The sequence below is a fragment of the Nocardia sp. Tas62D01 genome (assembly GCF_055232035.1).
In genome coordinates this window covers 1,997,023-2,015,345 of record NZ_JBUYUZ010000001.1, presented here as the reverse complement: position 1 = coordinate 2,015,345, position 18,323 = coordinate 1,997,023, and the positions used below count along the sequence as shown (strand labels likewise).

Sequence of the window (18,323 nt, the reverse complement as noted above, 5' to 3'; positions counted from 1 at the left end):
GTTTGTCTAGCGCTGCTAGAATGTCTCCATGACCATCCAGAACCGCAAGGAACGCGAGCGTGCCGAACGGCACCAGCGGATCATCGATACCGCCCGCGAACTCGCCGAGGCGCAGGGCTGGGAGGCGGTGACCGTGCGCCGCTTGGCCGAACGCATCGAATACAGCCAGCCGGTGCTTTACAGCCACTTCACCGGCAAGGTGGCGATCGTGTCGGCGGTCGCGGAGCAGGGGTTCGCCGACTTTGCCGCGACGCTGCACGCGGCGCGCACCGGAGTTGCCGGCCCAGCCGAGGCGCTGGAGCGGGTCGCCCGGGCCTACCTGGACTTCGCGGTCGCCAATCCGGCTCGCTACGACGCGATGTTCGTGCTGAACACCGACTTGAAGTTCGGCCCGGAAGCGCCGCAGGCCCTGCGGGATTCGTTCGGCGAGATCGAGGCCGCGTACGCGCCGTTCGCCGCACCGGACGATCTACAGGCCGGAACCGAGGTGGCGTGGAGTGCAGGTGCACGGAGTGGCGACCCTGGATCGCGGTGGTCGGCTGCGCCCGGATCTGCGCGAACAGCGAATCGCGGTACTGATGAAGCAATGGACGTCGGGACGGGGGTGACTCGCGGCGCCGGGACCGAGAGGGCGTCCGACGGCGTGTGTCGTGTGCGGCACTTAGGAGCGTCCGCGCGGCAGGCAAGGCAGAGTGGTGAATATGCCTGATGTTGTGGTCGTCGGATCCGGACCCAATGGACTTGCCGCGGCCGTGATCCTGGCCAGGGCCGGGCTCGACGTGGAGGTGCACGAGGCGCAGGACACCGCGGGCGGTGGTTCCCGGACCGCGGAGCTGACCCTCCCCGGTTATCGGCACGACGTGTGCGCGGGTGCGCATCCGATGGCCTTGGCGTCGCCGGTCTTCCGCGCCTTCGATCTGCCCGCGCACGGTGTGGAACTGCTTGCGCCGCAGGTGTCCTACGCGCATCCGCTCGACGACGGCACGGCGGGACTGGCCTGGCACGACCTCGACCGGACCGTGGCCGGACTCGACCGCGACGGCGCGGCCTGGCGCTCGCTGTTCGGACCGCTGGTCCGGCGCTGGAGCGAAGTCGTCGATCTGGCGATGTCGGATCTGCGGCAGCTGCCCGCGAATCTGCCGACCGCGGTGCGCTTCGGCCTGCGCATGCTGGAGCAGGGATCGCCGTTGTGGAACATACGGTTTCGTGAGGCCGCCGCACCCGCGTTGTTGACCGGCGTCGCCGCCCACGCGATCACGCCACCGCGCGCACTGCCCGCCGTCGGCGCCGGCCTGCTGCTCGGCACCCTCGCCCACGCGGGCGGGTGGGTGCTGCCACGCGGCGGCAGCCAGGCCATCCCCGACGCACTGATCGTCGAACTGGAACGTCTCGGCGGCCGCGTGATCACCGGCCACCAGGTGGATTCCCTCGACGAATTCGGCACTGCCCGTGCGATCGTATTCGACACCGCCCCAGCGGAATTGCTGCGCGTCGCCGGTGCGCGCCTGCCCAACCGCTACGCCGCGCGCCTGCGCCACTTCCGCTACGGCGGCGCCGCGTGCAAGGTCGACTTCGCGCTGTCCGGGCCGGTGCCGTGGCAGGCCGAGGGCTGCGATCTCGCCGGAACCCTGCACCTGGTCGGCACCCGCGCCCAGGCGCTGGCCGCCGAGAAGACGGTCGCCGCAGGACAACACGCGCCTCGGCCATACGTGCTCGCCATCCAGCCCGGAGTGGTCGACGCGACGCGTGCCCCGGCGGGCGGTCACACCTTCTACACCTACGCGCACGTGCCGAACGGCTCCACCCGCGATATGACCGCCGCGGTGATCGCCCAGGTCGAACGCTTCGCCCCCGGCTTCGCCGACCTGATCCTGGCCACCCATGTCCGCACCGGCGCCGAAATGCCCGCCCACAACGCCAATTATATCGGCGGAGATATCTCTGCGGGCGCAATGACGCTGCGCCAGACCGCCTTCCGTCCCGCCCCGCGCTGGAATCCCTACGCCACACCACGGTCGGGCGTCTATCTCTGCTCGGCATCGACCCCACCCGGCCCCGGCGTGCACGGCATGAACGGCCTGCACGCCGCTCGGCACATCTTGCGGAAAGAATTCGGCATCGCGACCGACCCGCTCGAGCTCTTGCGCACGCCGCAGGTGTCGATCTGACGGAGGGTTTGCACCGGAACTGCCGGGTGGGTGATGCCGCTGTTCAGTCCGGTGAGGTGTGCGCTGGGAGCCTGCCGGAAACTGCCAGGCCGAGGAACTCGCCGCCAATGGGCTGACACCGGCGGCGAGGTACCCTCAACGCTACCCGGCGACCCGGACTTCAGCCGCCGACACGAGCCACGCAGCGCTCAGACGTGTTGCTCGCGATACAGATCCGGCTCCAGATAGATCACCCGAGCCGCGGGCACCGCGCCGCGCACCCTGGCCTCCGCCTCATCGATCGCGATGGCGATGTCGGCGATATCGAGTCCGGGCGTGATCGCCACCTTGGCGGCGACGAGCATTTCCTCCGGGCCGAGGTACTGGGTCTTCAGGTGGATCACCCGATCGATGCGGGTGTCGTCGACCAGGTTCGTGCGGATGGCGTGATCCTCCTCCGGTGTGGCGCCCTCGCCGATCAGCAGGCTCTGCATCTCTATGATCAGCACGATCGCGATGACGCCGAGCAGGATGCCGATGGCCAACGTGCCGATGCCATCCCAGATCGGGTCGCCGGTCAGCATGGTCAGCACGATGGCGGCGAAGGCGAAGACGAGACCGACCAGCGCGCCGGTGTCTTCCAGCAGCACCACCGGCAGCTCTGGGCTGCGCGAATTGCGGATGAACCGCCACCAGCTCGAATTTCCCTTGAGCGGCTTGGATTCCCGCATGGCGGTGCGAAAGCTATAGCCCTCCAACGCGATCGCGAGACCGAGGATGAGCACCGCGACCAGCGGCGAGCTCAGCTCCTCCGGGTGCTGGATCTTGTGGATGCCCTCGTAGATGGCATAGACGGAGCCGAGCGTGAACAGCACCAGGGCCACGATGAACGAGTAGAAGTAGCGATTGCGCCCGTACCCGAACGGGTGCAGCTCATCGGCCTCCTGCTCGGCGCGGCGCTGACCGAGCAGCAGCAAGCCCTGGTTGGCGGTGTCGGCCACCGAGTGCACGCTTTCGGCCAGCATCGAGGCCGAACCGGTGATCGCCGCGCCGACGAACTTGGCCACCGCGATCCCCGCATTCGCCGACAACGCGGCGAGAATCGCCTTTTTGCCACCACCAGCCGACATACCGTTCGGTCCCTTCTGCAGTCTTCGATCGTCCCGCCACCCGCGAACACACTGTCGCGCTCGAACAGACTAGGGCAATAGAGCCGGGCAATTCGGACGGGCTAGTTGCCGGCGCCGACGCTTGCGCAGAACAGTTGGGCGTTGCCGTCCACCGCTTGGGCGCGAATGTCGGTGTCCGAGGCGGAGATCCAGGCCGCGCCGCCGCGTTCGAGTACCAGCTGTACGCCGTCGTGTAGCAGTCGCACCGAGCCCGACGTGCACAGCACAATCCCCGGTCCGGCCGCGGTCAGTGGCACCTGCGCCGATCCGGCGGTCAGCTCGAAGCGTCGCAACGCGAACTCCGGCGCGGGGGTGCGGTAGCGGACCGATCCGTCGCCGACCGGTTCGGGCAGCACCACGGGCAGGTCGATCGGCTCGAAATCCAGTACCCGCAGCAGTTCCGGCACATCGACGTGCTTCGGGGTCAGGCCGCCGCGCAGCACATTGTCGGAGTTGGCCATGATTTCCACGCAGAGTCCGCGCAGATACGCGTGCAGGTTGCCCGCCGCGAGGAACAGAGCCTGGCCGGGTTCCAGCGTCAGCCGGTTGAGCAGCAGCGCCGCCAGCACGCCCGCATCGCCGGGATATGCCTCGGCGAGTTCGAGCGCCGTGCGTGCCTCGGCGGCGAACTCCCGCGGTCCCTTCGCGGACAGATAGCGCACGCAGCCGTCGAGCACCTGCGGCAGCAGCGTGCCGAGCGCGGTCTGCGGCAGCGTGATCCAGGTGGTGAACAGCGTCCGAAGTCCCGCCGAATCCGGCTGGGCGGCAAGCAGATCCGCATAAGAACGCAACCCGGGTACGTCGAGGGCGCGCAGCAGTTCGACGGTGCGCTGCGGCGGCCGGAACCCGGCCAGCGCCTCGAACCGATCCAGCGCAACCACCAGCTCCGGCTTGTGGTTCTCGTCGCGGTAATTGCGCATCGGCGAATCCAAGGGCACCCTGGCCCGATTCTCCCGTTCGAACCCGGCCCGCGCCTGCGCCGAACTCGGGTGCGCCTGCAGCGACAACGGTTCCTCGGCGGCCAGAATCTTCAACAGGAATGGCAGTCGCCCGCCGAATTCCGGTGCGGCGTCGCCCAATTCCCGTTCCGGGTCGGCGGAGACCAGCTCCAGCAGCGATTGGGCACGGCCGTCGATGCGCACGTGCGCGGGGTCGGCGGGATGGGCGCCGAACCATAGTTCGGCCTCCGGATGCGCGGACGGTACCGGTCGGCCGCACAACTGAGCGAGCGCGGTGCGCGAGCCCCAGGCGTAGGAACGCAGTGCACCAACGAGTTCGTGCACTAGTAGCGTCCCCCGTACTGTCCCTGGCCCTCGGTCGTAGTTCCGCGAGAACCGATCAGTCGCAGATAGGCGGCGGCCATTTCCAGCCTCAACGCGAGCACCGCGAGTTGTTCTATTTCGGTGCCCTGCCCGGTGGTGCCCAGTCCGTTGTCACCGAGGCCGGGTTCGTCCTGCTTGGCCGGTGCCGGAAGGGACGGGTCGGTGAGCGTGGTGTGCAGCAGATCCACATCGGCGCGCACCAGGTCGGCGTCCACCAGCCCGGACCCGACGGCGCCGAACACGGCCAGCCTGCGTCGCGCGGCCGACTGGTCGGCGTCGCTGCTGAACACGAACACCCGGACGCGCTCCACCGGCACCGGTCCGTCGAGCTCCTCGTCGTGGAACAGCGGATCGAAGTTCGGCGCGGTGTGCCCTGCGGCCTCGACCATTCGGGGATGGGCGGCCACGGCCTCGGCCAGGTCCACCGCGGTGGCCACCCGGCCCGCCGACTGCAGCAGCACCTCGGCGCAGTGCTCGGCCAGCTCGGACGCGGCGGGCGAGTCGCCGGCCAGCACGATCCCGCGCTGATGCATGCGGGAGGCGAGGGTCTTGGCCGGATTGTGGAAGACCTCGTGGTGCGGGCCATCGCGCAACGCCTCGGCGTCGAGCACGTGGGCCAGCTCGGTCAGGTCGGGTATCGCAGCGCCCGCGCGCGTCGGGTCGACGATCCGTAGCACGGCCATTCCCGCAGCCAGGAACCGCAGCAGCCGGTTGTGATCGAGCACTTGGACTCTCGGCTCCAGCAGGGCTGCCCGACCCGCCGCAGCGGCGCGTAGCGGCCCTTCGTGTGGCGCGACGACGACGACCTCGGCGCCGCGGCGCACCGCGCGGTCGACCGCGTCGATCAGCCGCGGATCACCCGCGTCGTCGCCCGCGACGAGCACCACGTCGAGCGGACCGACCCAGGGCGGCAGCGCGGAGACCGGGACAACGGGCATACTCGCCCGGTCACCGAGCGTGGCGACGAGCAGACTCGCAGCGCGTGCGGCCCGGCCCGCGCCGGAGACCAGCACTACGCTGCGCGGGCGCAGGTCGACAAGGCGCGCGAGCGCGTCCTCATCGACGGCTGCCGCGGTGGCGCGCACCTGAGCGCCGCCGGAAGCGGCCGAGCGCAGGGCGCCGCCGCCATCGGCTGCCTCCAGTGAAGCGGCATTGTCGAGGTCGAGCACCGGTGTTCCAGCGATCATCGGGCGTCCCACCTCCCCTCATCGCGCTGTGCCATCCACACCGAACCCAGGTCGGGCGAATCCAAGGCCTGTGATTCCACTATTCCAGTCAGAAGCGAACGATGCTCAGAATCTCGGTCACGAGTGCGTCTACTTCCTCCGGGGATCGGGCTTCGACGTTCAGCCTGAGCAACGGTTCGGTATTCGACGCGCGAAGATTGAACCAGGCGTGGTCGGGCAGCTGAACGGTCACCCCGTCCAGCCGGTCCACCGATACGGCCCGGTTGCCGAATGCCTCGATCACAGCCATCGTCCGCTCCTTTGCGTCCGCCACTGTGGAGTTGATCTCTCCGGAGGCCGCATATGTTGCATACGACGACATCAGCTCCGAGATCGGCCGATCCTTCTCGCCGAGGGCGGCCAGCACATGCAGCGCCGCGAGCATCCCGGAATCCGCGCCCCAGAAGTCGCGGAAGTAGTAGTGCGCGGAGTGCTCGCCGCCGAACACCGCACCGGTCGCGGCCATCTCCTGCTTGATGAACGAGTGGCCGACTCGGGTCCGCACCGGGGTGCCGCCGAGTTCGGTGACGAGTTCGGGCACCGCGTGCGAGGTGATCAGATTGTGGATGATGACCGCGCCGGGCTCCTTGGCCAGCGCGCGCTCGGCGACCAGTGCGGTGATCGCCGAGGGCGATACCGGGTCGCCGTGCTCGTCCACCACGAAACAGCGGTCGGCGTCGCCGTCGAAGGCGAGACCGATATCGGCGCCGGACTTGCGCACCAGGTCCTGCAGATCGACCAGGTTCTTCGGATCGAGCGGGTTGGCCTCGTGGTTGGGGAACGACCCGTCCAGTTCGAAGTACAGCGGCACAATCTTCAGCTGCGGCAGTGCGCCGAGCACCGCGGGCACGGTGTGCCCGCCCATCCCGTTGCCCGCGTCCACCGCGATGGTCAGCGGGCGGACGTCGTCGAGCTCGACCCGACCGCGCAGGTACTTCGCGTAGTCGTCGAGCAGGTCCACCGTCGTGGCACTGCCGCGCGATCCTTCGTATCCGGGGACGCCGTCGATGGCCTCACCCTTGATGGTGGCGAGGCCGGTGTCCTGACCGACCGGAAGGGCCTTCGCGCGGCACATCTTGATGCCGTTGTAGCGGGCCGGGTTGTGGCTGGCGGTGAACATGGCGCCGGGGCAGTCCAGGCTGCCGGAGGCGAAGTACAGCTGGTCGGTCGAGGCGAGTCCGATATGCATCACATCGAGTCCCTGATCGAGCACGCCGTCGGCGAAGGCCGCGGCCAAACCCGGTGAGGAATCCCGCATGTCGTGTCCGATGACCACGCGGCTCGCGCCCTCGGCGCGCATCAGCCTGGTGAAGGAAGCCCCTACGTCCCTTACGAATTCGGCGTCGATCTGTTCACCGACCACCCCGCGAACGTCGTAAGCCTTGATCACCGCGTTCACGAATTCGGCAGAGCGCGAGACTGTCATGGGAGCCACCCTAGTGGTTGCCTGAGACACCCTTGACGCGGTACTGCCCTCGAGTCAGCTCGGCGGGTCCGGCAGTACTCGCAAATGCCCGCGCCGGCCGGTACGGGTGGCCCGCGGCGGCGGTGGGGCGTAGTCGGAATAGCCGCGCTGATCGTGCTCGGGCGGGCGGCGGCGCAGTCCGGCTTCGCGGACCGCTTCGGCGAGGGCCGTCAGATCGTCGTCATCCGGTGTGCTGGAAGAGAATCCGCCTTCGTGGCGAACCATCTCCCAACCCTTCGGTGCGGTGATCCGGGAACCATGTGTTTCGCAGAGATCCCAGGAGTGCGGTTCGGCGACTGTCGCGAGCGGCCCGACGACTGCCGTCGAGTCGGAGTACACATAAGTCAGCGTCGCTACGGCCGGATTCTTGCAGCCTGGTCGGCAGCAACGACGCATGGGGATCACGACGATGAGAGTAACCGCCTCGGCGCGTCGATGGGGGCAGACACGCTCAGGTAATGGGTGAGACTTGACCAGTCCGCCTCTCCGCGTCTTTCAGTGCACCAGTGGGAGCCGCGAGACCCACGCTGCGGGCCGGCCGGTCGTGTGCATGGTCAAGTTTTAGGCGTACCCGGTGAGTTACCCGTGTCCGCACGAGATCTGTTGTGCTGCTGGCAGACCAGTCGATCGACGCCTGGGACTAGTCCTCTTCGGGGTCGATCAGGTCGGGGTCGACGCCGAGGTAGGTGGCGATCTGCTGGACCAGCACTTCGCGCAGCAGATCGACGAGATCTTCGGGGTCGCCGGCACGCAATTCGAGTGGCTTGCGGAACAGCACCACCCGGGCGCGGGTCGCCACGCCGTGCCGGTCGACGCCTGCCGGGATGAGTCGCGACAGCGGTACCGGTCCGTCGGCAACCACCTCGTCCGGCCAGGTAACCGAATCGGGGTGCAGCGGGCGGATTTTCGGTACATCGTCGACCGCGATGTCTAACTTGGTGAGCCGATCGTGCCATCGGATGTCCAGCGGCGCGAACGCCTCGAGCACCAGCCGATCGAACTGCTGACCACGGGTCCGCCAGGCGGGCACGGTCGGTGGCAGCATCGGCCCGCGCAACCCGCGACCGCGACGAATCACCGATCGCGCGGTCGGTGGACGTCGACTCCGGAAATGTGCCATGGCACAAAATCTAGGCCAGCCCGCCCCGGTGCCGCGCACCGAGGCGAGCCGGACTCACGTCTTTTAACCGATACCGCGCTTCAGGCGGCGCCGCTCGCGTTCGGAGAGGCCGCCCCAGATGCCGAAGCGTTCATCGTGTGCGAGTGCGTATTCCAGGCACTCGTCGCGTACCTCGCAGCCCAGGCAGATCCGCTTCGCCTCGCGGGTCGAGCCGCCCTTCTCGGGGAAGAACGCCTCGGGATCTGTTTGCGCGCACAGTGCGCGCTCCTGCCACTGCTCCTCGATGGATTCGAACATCTCGTCGAAGCCCGTCACGACCAGGCTGAGCCGGTGTGGTGCCGAGACTTCGTTACCACCCTCGTGCTCGATCCGGCCGATGTCTGCGCAGACGCCACGTGCTGCGCCTGCTGTGGAATCGGTCGGCGAGACCATGTCGTTGGCCATCGCTCCGCCTCCTCACTGTGTGTTAGCGCAGAATGATTCTTTCCGTCGGACCAACACGCACACCGACGGCCCTACCCCGCGACGTTGTCCCGCGGACATCCCCGAGCGTGTCATTCCGATGCGAACACCTGTTCGAAAAGTGGTCCGCGCGTTGAACTCTCACGCGAGCCCGAAATGACATGACTGTGATTAGACACGCCGGACGTGTCGATGGTCAAGCCGCCGTCGCAATTCCGTTACTATCCGCTACCGCATTCCGTGATGATCTTGAAGTCGCATTTGGCAAACTATCAGCAAATATGGAATGAAGTGCGGCCGCTCCGGCACCGCATAGGCTGTGCGGATGTGACTCCACAACAAGCGGGCACCGCACCCGCGAGCGGGCCCCGGATCGCCGTCCTAGTGGGCGGAGTCGGTGGCGCGCGCTTCCTGCAGGGCGTTCGGGAACTGCTGCCCGAGGCAGACGTTTCCGCGATCGTCAATGTCGGTGACGACGTCTGGATGCACGGCCTTCGCATCTGCCCCGACCTCGATACCTGCATGTACACCCTCGGCGGTGGAATCGACACCGACCGCGGGTGGGGCAGGGTAGGCGAAACTTGGCACGCCAAGGAAGAGCTGGCCAAATATCACGCCCAGCCAAATTGGTTCGGCCTCGGCGATCGGGATATCGCCACGCACTTGGTTCGCAGTGAAATGTTGCGTGCCGGATACCCGCTCTCGGCGGTGACGGAGGCGTTGTGCAACCGGTGGCAACCGGGCGTGAAACTGATCCCCGCAACGGACGATCGGTGCGAAACACACGTGGTTGTGACTGACCCCGACAACCCTGGCGAACGCCGCGCGATCCATTTCCAAGAGTGGTGGGTTCGGTATCGCGCGAATATCGAGACCCATGGATTCGCCACAATTGGGGCAGATGAGGCCAAACCGGCGCCAAATGTGACGGAGATCATATCCAGTGCCGACGTCGTCTTGCTAGCCCCGTCGAACCCGGTGGTGAGCATCGGCGCGATCCTCGCGGTACCCGGCATTCGCGGTGCGTTGCGCACGACCGACGCCAAGGTGATCGGAGTGTCCGGCGTGATCGACGGGAAGCCGTTGCGCGGCATGGCCGACGAGTGCCTCTCGGTGATCGGCGTGGAGACCACCGCCGAGGCGATCGGCCGCTACTACGACGCGCGCTCCGCCACCGGCATCCTCGACGGCTGGCTGATCCACAGCACCGATACCGCCGAGGTGCCGGGCGTGGAGGTGCGCAGTGTGCCGCTACTGATGACAGATCCGCCGACCACCGCCGAGATGGTGCGGGAGGCGCTCGACCTCGCGGGAGTGAAGCCGTGACAGAACATTTCGATAGCGCCGACCACGCGGCGGCCGAACTGCGGATTTTGCCGATCGTCGGGCTGCCGGAATTCCGGCCCGGCGACGATATAGCCGCCCGCATCACCGACTGCGCGCCGTGGTTGGCCGATGGGGACATCCTGGTGGTGACGAGCAAGATCGTGGCAAAGGTCGAGGGCAGGATCGTCGCCGCCCCGCTGGATCCCGAAGAGCGCGACGCCGCGCGCCGGGCACTGGTCGACCAGGAAGCGGTGCGGGTGCTCGCGCGTAAGGGCCAGACCCTGATCACCGAGAACAAGCTCGGCATCGTCCAGGCCGCCTCCGGGGTGGACGGCTCCAATGTCGAACAAGGCGAATTGGTGCTGCTGCCTGCCGATCCCGATGCCAGCGCCAAGGCGCTGCGCGCGGCGCTGGCCGAGCGGCTCGGCGTGCGGGTGGCCGTGGTCATCACCGACACGATGGGGCGAGCCTGGCGCAACGGCCAGACCGACGCCGCCATCGGCGTCTCGGGGCTACGGGTGTTGCACGACTACGCGGGCGCGGTGGACGGGCAGGGCAATGAGTTGCACGTCACCCAGGTCGCGATCGCCGATGAACTCGCCGCCGCCGCCGATCTGGTGAAGGGCAAGCTCGGCGGCGTCCCGGTCGCGGTGGTGCGTGGGCTGCCGGTCGAGGACGACGGATCGACGGCCGCCGACCTGTTGCGCGGCGGCTCCGAGGACCTGTTCTGGCTCGGCACCGCCGAGGCCATCGAGAAGGGCCGCTCCGAGGCGGTACTGCTGCGCCGGTCGGTCCGGCAGTTCGCCGCCGACCCGGTCGATCCCGAACGCATCCGCGCAGCGGTCGCGGTAGCGTTGACCGCGCCCGCGCCGCATCACACTCGTCCGGTGCGATTCATCTGGTTGCGCAAGCCAGGTCTGCGCAAACAGTTGCTGGAGGCGATGGCGGAGAAGTGGCGTGAAGACCTCACCGCCGACGGCTTGCCGATGGAGCGGGTGGAGCGCCGAATCGCCCGTGGCGGAATCCTTTTCGACGCTCCCGAGGTGATCATCCCGTTCTGTGTGCCGGATGGCGCGCACGACTATCCGGACGAGCGACGGCGCGCGAACGAGCGGACCATGTTCACCGTCGCGGTCGGCGCGGCGGTGCAGGGCCTGCTGGTCGCCCTGGCCACCGAGGGGCTCGGCAGCTGCTGGATCGGGTCGACCATCTTCGCGCCGGAGATCACCCGTGACGTGCTAGGCATCGACGACGACTGGAACCCGTTGGGCGGCATCGCGATCGGCCATCCGCTCGAGGAACTGACCCCGCGCCCCGTTTTCGGCCCCGGCCCCGGCCTGGTCGAGCTATGACGCGCGGAACGGGCCTGCGTCGGTGAGCGCTGAGTCGTTGCATGCGTCGGCGACCGGGCTGCTCGAATCCTGGCGTCCGGCAGCGGGTTCCGACGCCTCGCTGCGGGAGGCGATGTTGGCCTTCCTCGGGTCGGCGCCGCGCGGGTGCCTGCGTGAGCATGTCCCCGGTCACATCACCGCGTCCGCGGTGGTCTTCTCGCACGACGGACGTGAGGTGCTGTTGACGCTGCACCCACGCGTCGGCCGCTGGATTCAACTCGGCGGGCACTGCGAGGAGGGCGACGAGACGGTCTCCGGCGCCGCGCTGCGGGAAGCGACCGAGGAGTCCGGCATGTCGGGGTTGCGGATCGAGCCCGAGTTGTACGGCGCGCAGGCGCATCCGATCACCTGCTCACTCGGCGTCGCGACCCGGCACCTGGATCTGCTGTTCCGGATCACCGCGCCCGCGGGCGCGGTACCGGTGCGCAGCGCGGAGTCCACCGATCTGCGCTGGTGGCCGATCGACGCGCTGCCGCCGAACGCCGACGTTTTGCTGCGGTAGCGCGGCTGTCGAGGCAGGCGTCCGCGCGGTGCGTGCACCGATTCGGGCGTCTGCTTTGTCATATTCGGTCGATCTTTACAAATTAGCTCATTTGTATAGACAGACGACATGTTTACGTCTACTGTCCAATTCGGTAGTACTGCACGTCACATGTTCGGCGTGCCGCTCTGAATGGAGACAACGATGTCGACGGATACCCATACGTCCGTCCGCCAGGTCGAGGCGCCTGCCTGGCGTGACCGCAAGCGATACATGTGGTTATGGGGGTTGTTCGCGCCGACCGGGCTATTCACTATCGGCCTTCCGTTGATCTGGGCATTCAACGAACTGGGCTGGCACCGGCTGGCCCAGGTGCCGTTCTGGCTCGGTCCTGTCCTGGTCTACGTGCTGATCCCGCTGGCCGACATCTTCTTCGGCCCGGACGGTGACAATCCGCCCGACGAGGTGATGGAGTACCTGGAGAACGACAAGTACTACCGCTACCTCACCTACCTGTACCAGCCGTTCCAGTACGCGATGCTGATCATGGCCTGCTACCTGATCACGGCGGACAACGTCAGCTGGCTCGGCATCGACGGCGGCCTGCACATCGTGGACAAGATCGGCCTGGCGATCACCGTCGGCATGATCGGCGGCATCGGCATCAACACCGCGCACGAACTCGGGCACAAGAAGGTCGACCTGGAGCGCTGGCTGTCGCGCATCGCGCTGGCCCAGTCGTTCTACGGGCACTTCTACATCGAGCACAACCGCGGCCATCACGTGCGCGTCGCCACCCCGGAGGATCCGGCGAGTTCCCGTGTGGGCGAGTCATTCTGGGCGTTCTGGCCGCGCACCGTGTGGGGCAGCTTCATTTCGTCGTGGCGACTGGAAAAGGCGCGCCTGGAGCGGCTGGGCAAGAAGCCGTGGAGCCTGCGCAACGAGGTGCTCAGCGCCTGGCTGATGTCGGTGGCGCTGTACGCGCTGCTGATCGCGGTATTCGGTATCGGCCTGCTGCCGTACCTGATCCTGCAGGCGGTGGTCGGTTTCAGCCTGCTGGAGGCGGTCAACTACCTCGAGCACTACGGCCTGGTCCGCCAGCGCACCGCGTCCGGCCGCTACGAGCGGCCCGCCCCGACGCACAGCTGGAACAGCGACCACATAGTCACCAACATCTTCCTCTACCACCTGCAGCGGCACAGCGATCACCACGCGTACCCGACCCGGCGCTACCAGACCCTGCGCAGCTGGGACGGCGCGCCCAACCTGCCGAGCGGCTACGCCAGCATGATCCTGCTCGCCTACTTCCCGCCGCTGTGGCGCCGCGTGATGGACAAGCGAGTGCTCGCGCACTACGGCGGCGACATCACCCGCGCGAACATCCATCCGACCAAGCGGGACAAGGTGATTTCGCGCTACGGCGCGGGGCCCGGAACTGTTGGTACGGGAGTGGAGGCGGCTGGGGTATGAGTGCGTTTCGTTGTCCAGTTTGTGAATACGTTTACGATGAGGCCAAAGGTGCACCGCACGAGGGGTTCCCGGCGGGCACGGCCTGGGACCGGGTGCCCGACGACTGGTGCTGCCCGGACTGTGGGGTGCGGGAAAAGATCGATTTCGAACTGATCGGAGTTGCCAAATGACCGAATACAAACTGTTTCAGTGCATCCAGTGCGGCTTCGAATACGACGAAGCCAAGGGCTGGCCGGAGGACGGCATCGAGCCGGGAACCCGCTGGGACGACATCCCCGACGACTGGACCTGTCCGGACTGTGGCGCGGCCAAGGCCGATTTCTATATGGTCGAGATCGAGCGGTCGTGAGATTTTGACTGCGGCATATCCCCGTGACAGTGTCGCGGGTATGCCGCGCACAGGACCGAGGGTTCCGTATCAGGAGGCGGCGCGGGAACTTCTGCGCACGTCCGTCCTGGATGCCATGCGTGAGCTGCTCACCGAGCGGGACTGGTCGAAGATCACCCTGGGTGATGTCGCGACCAGGGCCGGGGTGAGCAGGCAGACCCTCTACAACGAATTCGGATCGCGGGCGGGCCTGGCGCAGTCCTACGCGCTGCGCCTGGCCGACGATCTGGTCGACCATGTCCGCTCGGCGATCGACAGCAACGTCGGCGACGTCCGTGCCGCGTTCCAGGAGGGGCTCGGCGGGTTCTTCCTGGAGGCCACCGCCGACCCGCTGGTGCAGTCACTGCTCGCGGGCGAGGTGAAGCTGGATTTGTTGCGGCTCATCACCCTTGATGCCGGGCCGTTGCTCGAGCACGCCACGGCGCGGCTGGCCGTCGCGTTCCAGCATAGCTGGGTGGCGGCGACGGCGGCCGAGTCGGACGTGCTCGCGCACGCGTTGGCGCGAATTGCGCTGAGCTACATACCGACACCGCCCGCGCCGGGCCGGAATGCGCCCGCGGAGTTGAGCGATCTGCTGAGCCCCTACGTCGAGGCGATCCTGGCGGCGCGGGAGCGCAGCTAGCACATCCATAGATTTGCGGCGAGTGTGCGGTGACGGCTGTCACGTGTGAACCTGCTCAACAACCCGGCATGTACTGCTACCGCGTTTCGGCAATGAACCCATGTGTAACGGACGTAAAGTCTCTATGTATTGTCCATGCGTCGGAGTCGGGATACCTATTTAGCGGGGCAAACGTGCAAACGGCTGGCAAACCGGCGGGGTCGCCCGACCCGAAACGCCATCTGTGGATTCTAGGGCTGATCGCTCCGTCGTGCGCACTGTTGCCTTCGCAACTCGTCCTGCATACCGGTGCTGTCGCGTTCTGGTGGATCGGCCCGATCATCGTGCTGATCGTGATCCCGGTGCTGGACTGGGTCGTCGGAGAGGACGGCAGCAATCCGCGCGACGAGGATTACGAGTTGCTGTCCAACGACAGGTACTACCGGTGGTGCACCTACCTGTTCCTGCCGATCCAGCTGACCGGCCTGGGGATCGCCAGCTACATGTGGGCCGGTGACCAGCTCAGCGTCGTCGACAAGCTCGGGCTCGCAGCGACTCTTGGGTTCGTCAGCGGCATCGGCATCAACGCGGCACACGAGCTCGGGCATCGGGTCGAGCACATGGAACGCTGGCTGGCCAAGGTCGCGCTCGCGCAGTCGGGATACGGGCACTTCTTCGTCGAGCACAACCGCGGACACCATGCCCGGGTGGCCACGCCGACGGATCCGGCCAGCGCCAGGATGGGCGAGTCGCTCTGGGAGTTCTTGCCGCGCAGTGTTTCCGGTGGATTCCGTTCCGCCATCGCGTTGGAGCGCGAGCGGCTGACGCGCAAGGGTCACCGCTGGTGGAGCGTGCACAACCACATCCTGCAGGCATGGTCGATGAGCCTGGTACTCTTCGGCGCGCTGCTCGCCGTGTTCGGCTGGCGGATGCTGCCCTACCTGCTGTTGCAGGCGGTGATCGGGATCGCGCTGCTGGAGACGGTGAACTACGTCGAGCACTACGGCCTGCTGCGGGCACGCAAGCCGAACGGGCAGTACGCGCGCTGCTCGCCGCGTGACAGTTGGAACAGCGACCGGCTGGTCACCAACATCTTCCTGTTCCATCTGCAGCGGCACAGCGACCACCACGCCAACCCGGGCCGCAGGTATCAGACCCTGCGCAGCTCGATGCAGGCGCCGCAATTGCCCACCGGGTACGCCACCATGATCGTGTTCGCGGCGATTCCGCCGCTGTGGCGATTCGTCATGGACCGCCGGGTGCTTGCCCACTACAACGGTGATATCACCCTCGCCAACATCCATCCCCGCAAGCGTCGCCGTATCCTGAGGTACTACGGGGTGACCGCATAATTGGCGCAGCCGGACTGCGTCCGTCGCTGGCGTTTGCTCCGGGCCGAGCGAAGGCGGGCAGCCGCTTGGTCCGTCGGGCATGTTCAGCGACTAGCCTTGTTTCGGTACTGACGAACCAGGAGAGGCTGATAGAGGCAGATGACGACCTCAGAACTTCCCGCCCGCACGTCCATGACCGCCGATGTCCGCAACGGCATCGATTACAAGGTGGCCGACCTGTCGCTGGCCGAATTCGGCCGCAAGGAGATCCGCCTCGCCGAGCACGAGATGCCCGGCCTGATGGCGCTGCGCCGCGAATACGCTGAGGTGCTGCCGCTGAAGGGCGCGCGGATCTCCGGTTCGCTGCACATGACGATCCAGACCGCCGTGCTGATCGAAACCCTCATGAGTCTCGGCGCCGAGGTGCGCTGGGCCTCCTGCAACATCTTCTCCACCCAGGACCACGCCGCCGCGGCCATCGTCGTCGGCCCGAACGGCACCGTGGACGAACCCAAGGGCACCCCGGTCTTCGCCTGGAAGGGCGAGACCCTGGAGGAGTACTGGTGGGCCGCCGAGCAGATGCTCACCTGGCCGGGCGAGCCCGCCAACATGATCCTCGACGACGGTGGTGACGCCACCATGCTCGTGCTGCGCGGCGCGCAGTTCGAGAAGGCGGGCGTGGTGCCGCCGGAGGACGAGGACCACTCCGCCGAGTACCGGGTCTTCCTGAACCTGCTGCGCGAGCGGTTCGAGACGGACAAGACCAAGTGGGGCAAGATCGCCGATTCGGTGCAGGGCGTCACCGAGGAGACCACCACCGGCGTGCTGCGGCTCTACCAGTTCGCCGCCGCGGGTGAACTGGTGTTCCCGGCCATCAACGTCAACGACTCGGTCACCAAGAGCAAGTTCGACAACAAGTACGGCACCCGGCACTCGCTGATCGACGGCATCAACCGCGGTACCGATGTGCTCATCGGCGGCAAGAAGGTATTGATCTGCGGCTACGGGGATGTCGGCAAGGGCTGCGCGGAATCGCTTGCGGGACAGGGCGCTCGGGTGCAGGTCACCGAGATCGACCCGATCAACGCGCTGCAGGCGCTGATGGACGGCTACGACGTCGTCACCGCCGAGCAGGCGATCGCTAACGCCGACATCGTCATCACCTCGACCGGCAACAAGGACATCATCACCCTCGAGCACATGAAGGCGATGAAGAACCAGGCCATCCTCGGCAATATCGGTCACTTCGACAACGAGATCGACATGGCGGCGCTGGAGCGTTCTGGCGCGACGAAATTGAACATCAAGCCGCAGGTCGACCTGTGGACGTTCAAGGACTCCGGCAAGTCGATCATCGTGCTGTCGGAGGGTCGTCTGCTTAACCTCGGCAACGCCACCGGCCACCCGTCGTTCGTGATGTCGAACAGCTTCTCCAACCAGGTGATCGCGCAGATCGAGCTGTGGACAAAGCCGGAGGAGTACGACAACGAGGTCTACCGGCTGCCGAAGCACTTGGACGAGAAGGTCGCTCGCATTCACGTCGAGGCGCTCGGCGGCACGCTGACCAAGCTCACCAAGGATCAGGCCGAGTACATCGGTGTCGATGTCGATGGCCCGTACAAGCCGGAGCACTACCGGTACTGAGCCACGACGAAATGACCTGTTTCCCGCCGACCCTCGGGGGCGGCGGGGCGGCGTCGTTGCGTACCCTGCCTGCCATGGGTGCGCTGATTGCGGTCGAGGGGCTGGACGGTGCGGGCAAACGGACGCTGATCGATGGCGTCGCCGCCGCGCTGCGCGACCGCGGCCTGGGGGCGGACACCTTGGCCTTTCCGCGCTACGGCCGGTCGGTGCACGCCGACCTCGCCGCCGAGGCGCTGCGTGGCGCGCACGGCGATCTCGCCGCCTCGGTACACGGGATGGCGCTGATGTTTGCTCTGGACCGGGCCGGTGCGCGCGACGAGCTGGCGAAACTGTTGGTCGACAACGACATTGTGATTCTGGACCGGTATGTTGCGTCCAACGCGGCTTATTCGGCGGCTCGCCTGCACGAGTCGGCCGACGGCGAAACCGTCGGCTGGGTAGGCGAATTGGAGTTCGGTCGGTTCGCACTTCCGGTGCCGCGGGTGCAGCTACTGCTGGACGTGCCCACCGAGGTCGCGGCCGAACGGGCGCGCAGGCGAGGCGAACTCGACACCAGCCGCGCCCTCGATGCCTACGAACGCGATGGCGGGCTGCAGCACCGAACCGGCGAGGTATACCGTGGGCTGGCTGAACGTGACTGGTATGGGCCATGGTGGACATACCGATCCGATGACGATCCGGCCTCATTGGCCTCGCGACTGGCTGAAATCGCAGGCCGATAAGGTTGGATGTGCCGCGGGATCCCACGAGTGTTGGCGTGGCGGCCCGATCCGAGCCGGA

19 protein-coding genes are annotated in these 18,323 nt (G+C 67.0%); 12 read left to right on the top strand and 7 right to left on the bottom strand.

The genetic code is table 11. The features are described 5' to 3' along the window. Positions 1–28: 28 nt before the first annotated feature. Both ACV7NQ_RS09885 and ACV7NQ_RS09880 read left to right on the top strand, forming a co-directional pair. Positions 29–709: a TetR/AcrR family transcriptional regulator gene (locus tag ACV7NQ_RS09885; RefSeq protein WP_463359346.1), complete on the top strand. Its 681-nt coding sequence runs from the start codon at positions 29–31 to the stop codon at positions 707–709. Continuing rightward, positions 702–2,168, top strand: coding sequence for a phytoene desaturase family protein (locus tag ACV7NQ_RS09880; protein ID WP_463359345.1), 1,467 nt, complete (start codon positions 702–704; stop codon positions 2,166–2,168). Before ACV7NQ_RS09885 ends, ACV7NQ_RS09880 begins: the two co-directional genes overlap by 8 nt. A 188-nt stretch (positions 2,169–2,356) precedes the next feature. Here the strand turns inward: ACV7NQ_RS09880 and ACV7NQ_RS09875 are convergent, their stop codons facing one another. The 7 genes from ACV7NQ_RS09875 to ACV7NQ_RS09845 all read right to left on the bottom strand — a co-directional run bounded on the left by ACV7NQ_RS09875 (position 2,357) and on the right by ACV7NQ_RS09845 (position 8,746). Beyond that, positions 2,357–3,277, bottom strand: coding sequence for a cation diffusion facilitator family transporter (locus ACV7NQ_RS09875; RefSeq protein ID WP_463359344.1), 921 nt, complete (start codon positions 3,275–3,277; stop codon positions 2,357–2,359). Positions 3,278–3,378: 101 nt separating this feature from the next. Then, entirely contained in the window at positions 3,379–4,599 is a 1,221-nt protein-coding gene (gene manA / locus ACV7NQ_RS09870; RefSeq protein ID WP_463359343.1) for a mannose-6-phosphate isomerase, class I, read from the bottom strand. After that, on the bottom strand, positions 4,599–5,825 hold the full coding sequence (locus tag ACV7NQ_RS09865) for a tobH protein (RefSeq protein WP_463359342.1): 1,227 nt from the start codon (positions 5,823–5,825) through the stop codon (positions 4,599–4,601). Before ACV7NQ_RS09865 ends, manA begins: the two co-directional genes overlap by 1 nt. A gap of 88 nt (positions 5,826–5,913) precedes the next feature. Then, on the bottom strand, positions 5,914–7,290 hold the full coding sequence (locus tag ACV7NQ_RS09860) for a phosphomannomutase/phosphoglucomutase (protein ID WP_463359341.1): 1,377 nt from the start codon (positions 7,288–7,290) through the stop codon (positions 5,914–5,916). Between the two features lie 54 nt (positions 7,291–7,344). Further along, positions 7,345–7,725 (bottom strand): DUF3499 domain-containing protein, encoded by a 381-nt coding sequence (locus ACV7NQ_RS09855; protein WP_328413358.1) that lies wholly within the window; start codon positions 7,723–7,725, stop codon positions 7,345–7,347. Positions 7,726–7,969: 244 nt separating this feature from the next. Further along, positions 7,970–8,449 (bottom strand): metallopeptidase family protein, encoded by a 480-nt coding sequence (locus ACV7NQ_RS09850; RefSeq protein WP_463359340.1) that lies wholly within the window; start codon positions 8,447–8,449, stop codon positions 7,970–7,972. A 63-nt stretch (positions 8,450–8,512) separates the two neighbouring features. Next, on the bottom strand, positions 8,513–8,746 hold the full coding sequence (locus ACV7NQ_RS09845; protein WP_040709504.1) for a WhiB family transcriptional regulator: 234 nt from the start codon (positions 8,744–8,746) through the stop codon (positions 8,513–8,515). A 492-nt stretch (positions 8,747–9,238) separates the two neighbouring features. On the opposite strand from ACV7NQ_RS09845, the gene cofD reads away from it, so the two are divergent. The 10 genes from cofD to ACV7NQ_RS09795 all read left to right on the top strand — a co-directional run bounded on the left by cofD (position 9,239) and on the right by ACV7NQ_RS09795 (position 18,265). Next, positions 9,239–10,237: a 2-phospho-L-lactate transferase gene (gene cofD, locus ACV7NQ_RS09840; RefSeq protein ID WP_463359339.1), complete on the top strand. Its 999-nt coding sequence runs from the start codon at positions 9,239–9,241 to the stop codon at positions 10,235–10,237. Further along, entirely contained in the window at positions 10,234–11,589 is a 1,356-nt protein-coding gene (locus ACV7NQ_RS09835; protein ID WP_463359338.1) for a coenzyme F420-0:L-glutamate ligase, read from the top strand. Before cofD ends, ACV7NQ_RS09835 begins: the two co-directional genes overlap by 4 nt. A 22-nt stretch (positions 11,590–11,611) precedes the next feature. Then, positions 11,612–12,130, top strand: coding sequence for an NUDIX hydrolase (locus ACV7NQ_RS09830; RefSeq protein ID WP_463359337.1), 519 nt, complete (start codon positions 11,612–11,614; stop codon positions 12,128–12,130). A gap of 183 nt (positions 12,131–12,313) precedes the next feature. After that, entirely contained in the window at positions 12,314–13,579 is a 1,266-nt protein-coding gene (locus tag ACV7NQ_RS09825) for an alkane 1-monooxygenase (RefSeq protein ID WP_463359336.1), read from the top strand. Beyond that, on the top strand, positions 13,576–13,749 hold the full coding sequence (locus tag ACV7NQ_RS09820) for a rubredoxin (protein WP_463359335.1): 174 nt from the start codon (positions 13,576–13,578) through the stop codon (positions 13,747–13,749). The genes ACV7NQ_RS09825 and ACV7NQ_RS09820 overlap by 4 nt, the downstream gene beginning before the upstream one ends. Next, positions 13,746–13,928, top strand: a complete 183-nt coding sequence (locus tag ACV7NQ_RS09815; protein WP_063047281.1) for a rubredoxin — start codon at positions 13,746–13,748, stop codon at positions 13,926–13,928. The genes ACV7NQ_RS09820 and ACV7NQ_RS09815 overlap by 4 nt, the downstream gene beginning before the upstream one ends. Before the next feature lie 40 nt (positions 13,929–13,968). Next, positions 13,969–14,589, top strand: a complete 621-nt coding sequence (locus tag ACV7NQ_RS09810) for a TetR family transcriptional regulator (RefSeq protein ID WP_463359334.1) — start codon at positions 13,969–13,971, stop codon at positions 14,587–14,589. Between the two features lie 260 nt (positions 14,590–14,849). Beyond that, positions 14,850–15,920 (top strand): alkane 1-monooxygenase, encoded by a 1,071-nt coding sequence (locus ACV7NQ_RS09805; RefSeq protein WP_463359333.1) that lies wholly within the window; start codon positions 14,850–14,852, stop codon positions 15,918–15,920. Between the two features lie 138 nt (positions 15,921–16,058). Continuing rightward, positions 16,059–17,543, top strand: coding sequence for an adenosylhomocysteinase (gene ahcY / locus ACV7NQ_RS09800; protein ID WP_463359332.1), 1,485 nt, complete (start codon positions 16,059–16,061; stop codon positions 17,541–17,543). Positions 17,544–17,617: 74 nt separating this feature from the next. After that, positions 17,618–18,265: a dTMP kinase gene (locus ACV7NQ_RS09795; RefSeq protein ID WP_463365602.1), complete on the top strand. Its 648-nt coding sequence runs from the start codon at positions 17,618–17,620 to the stop codon at positions 18,263–18,265. The last annotated feature ends 58 nt before the right edge of the window (positions 18,266–18,323 follow it).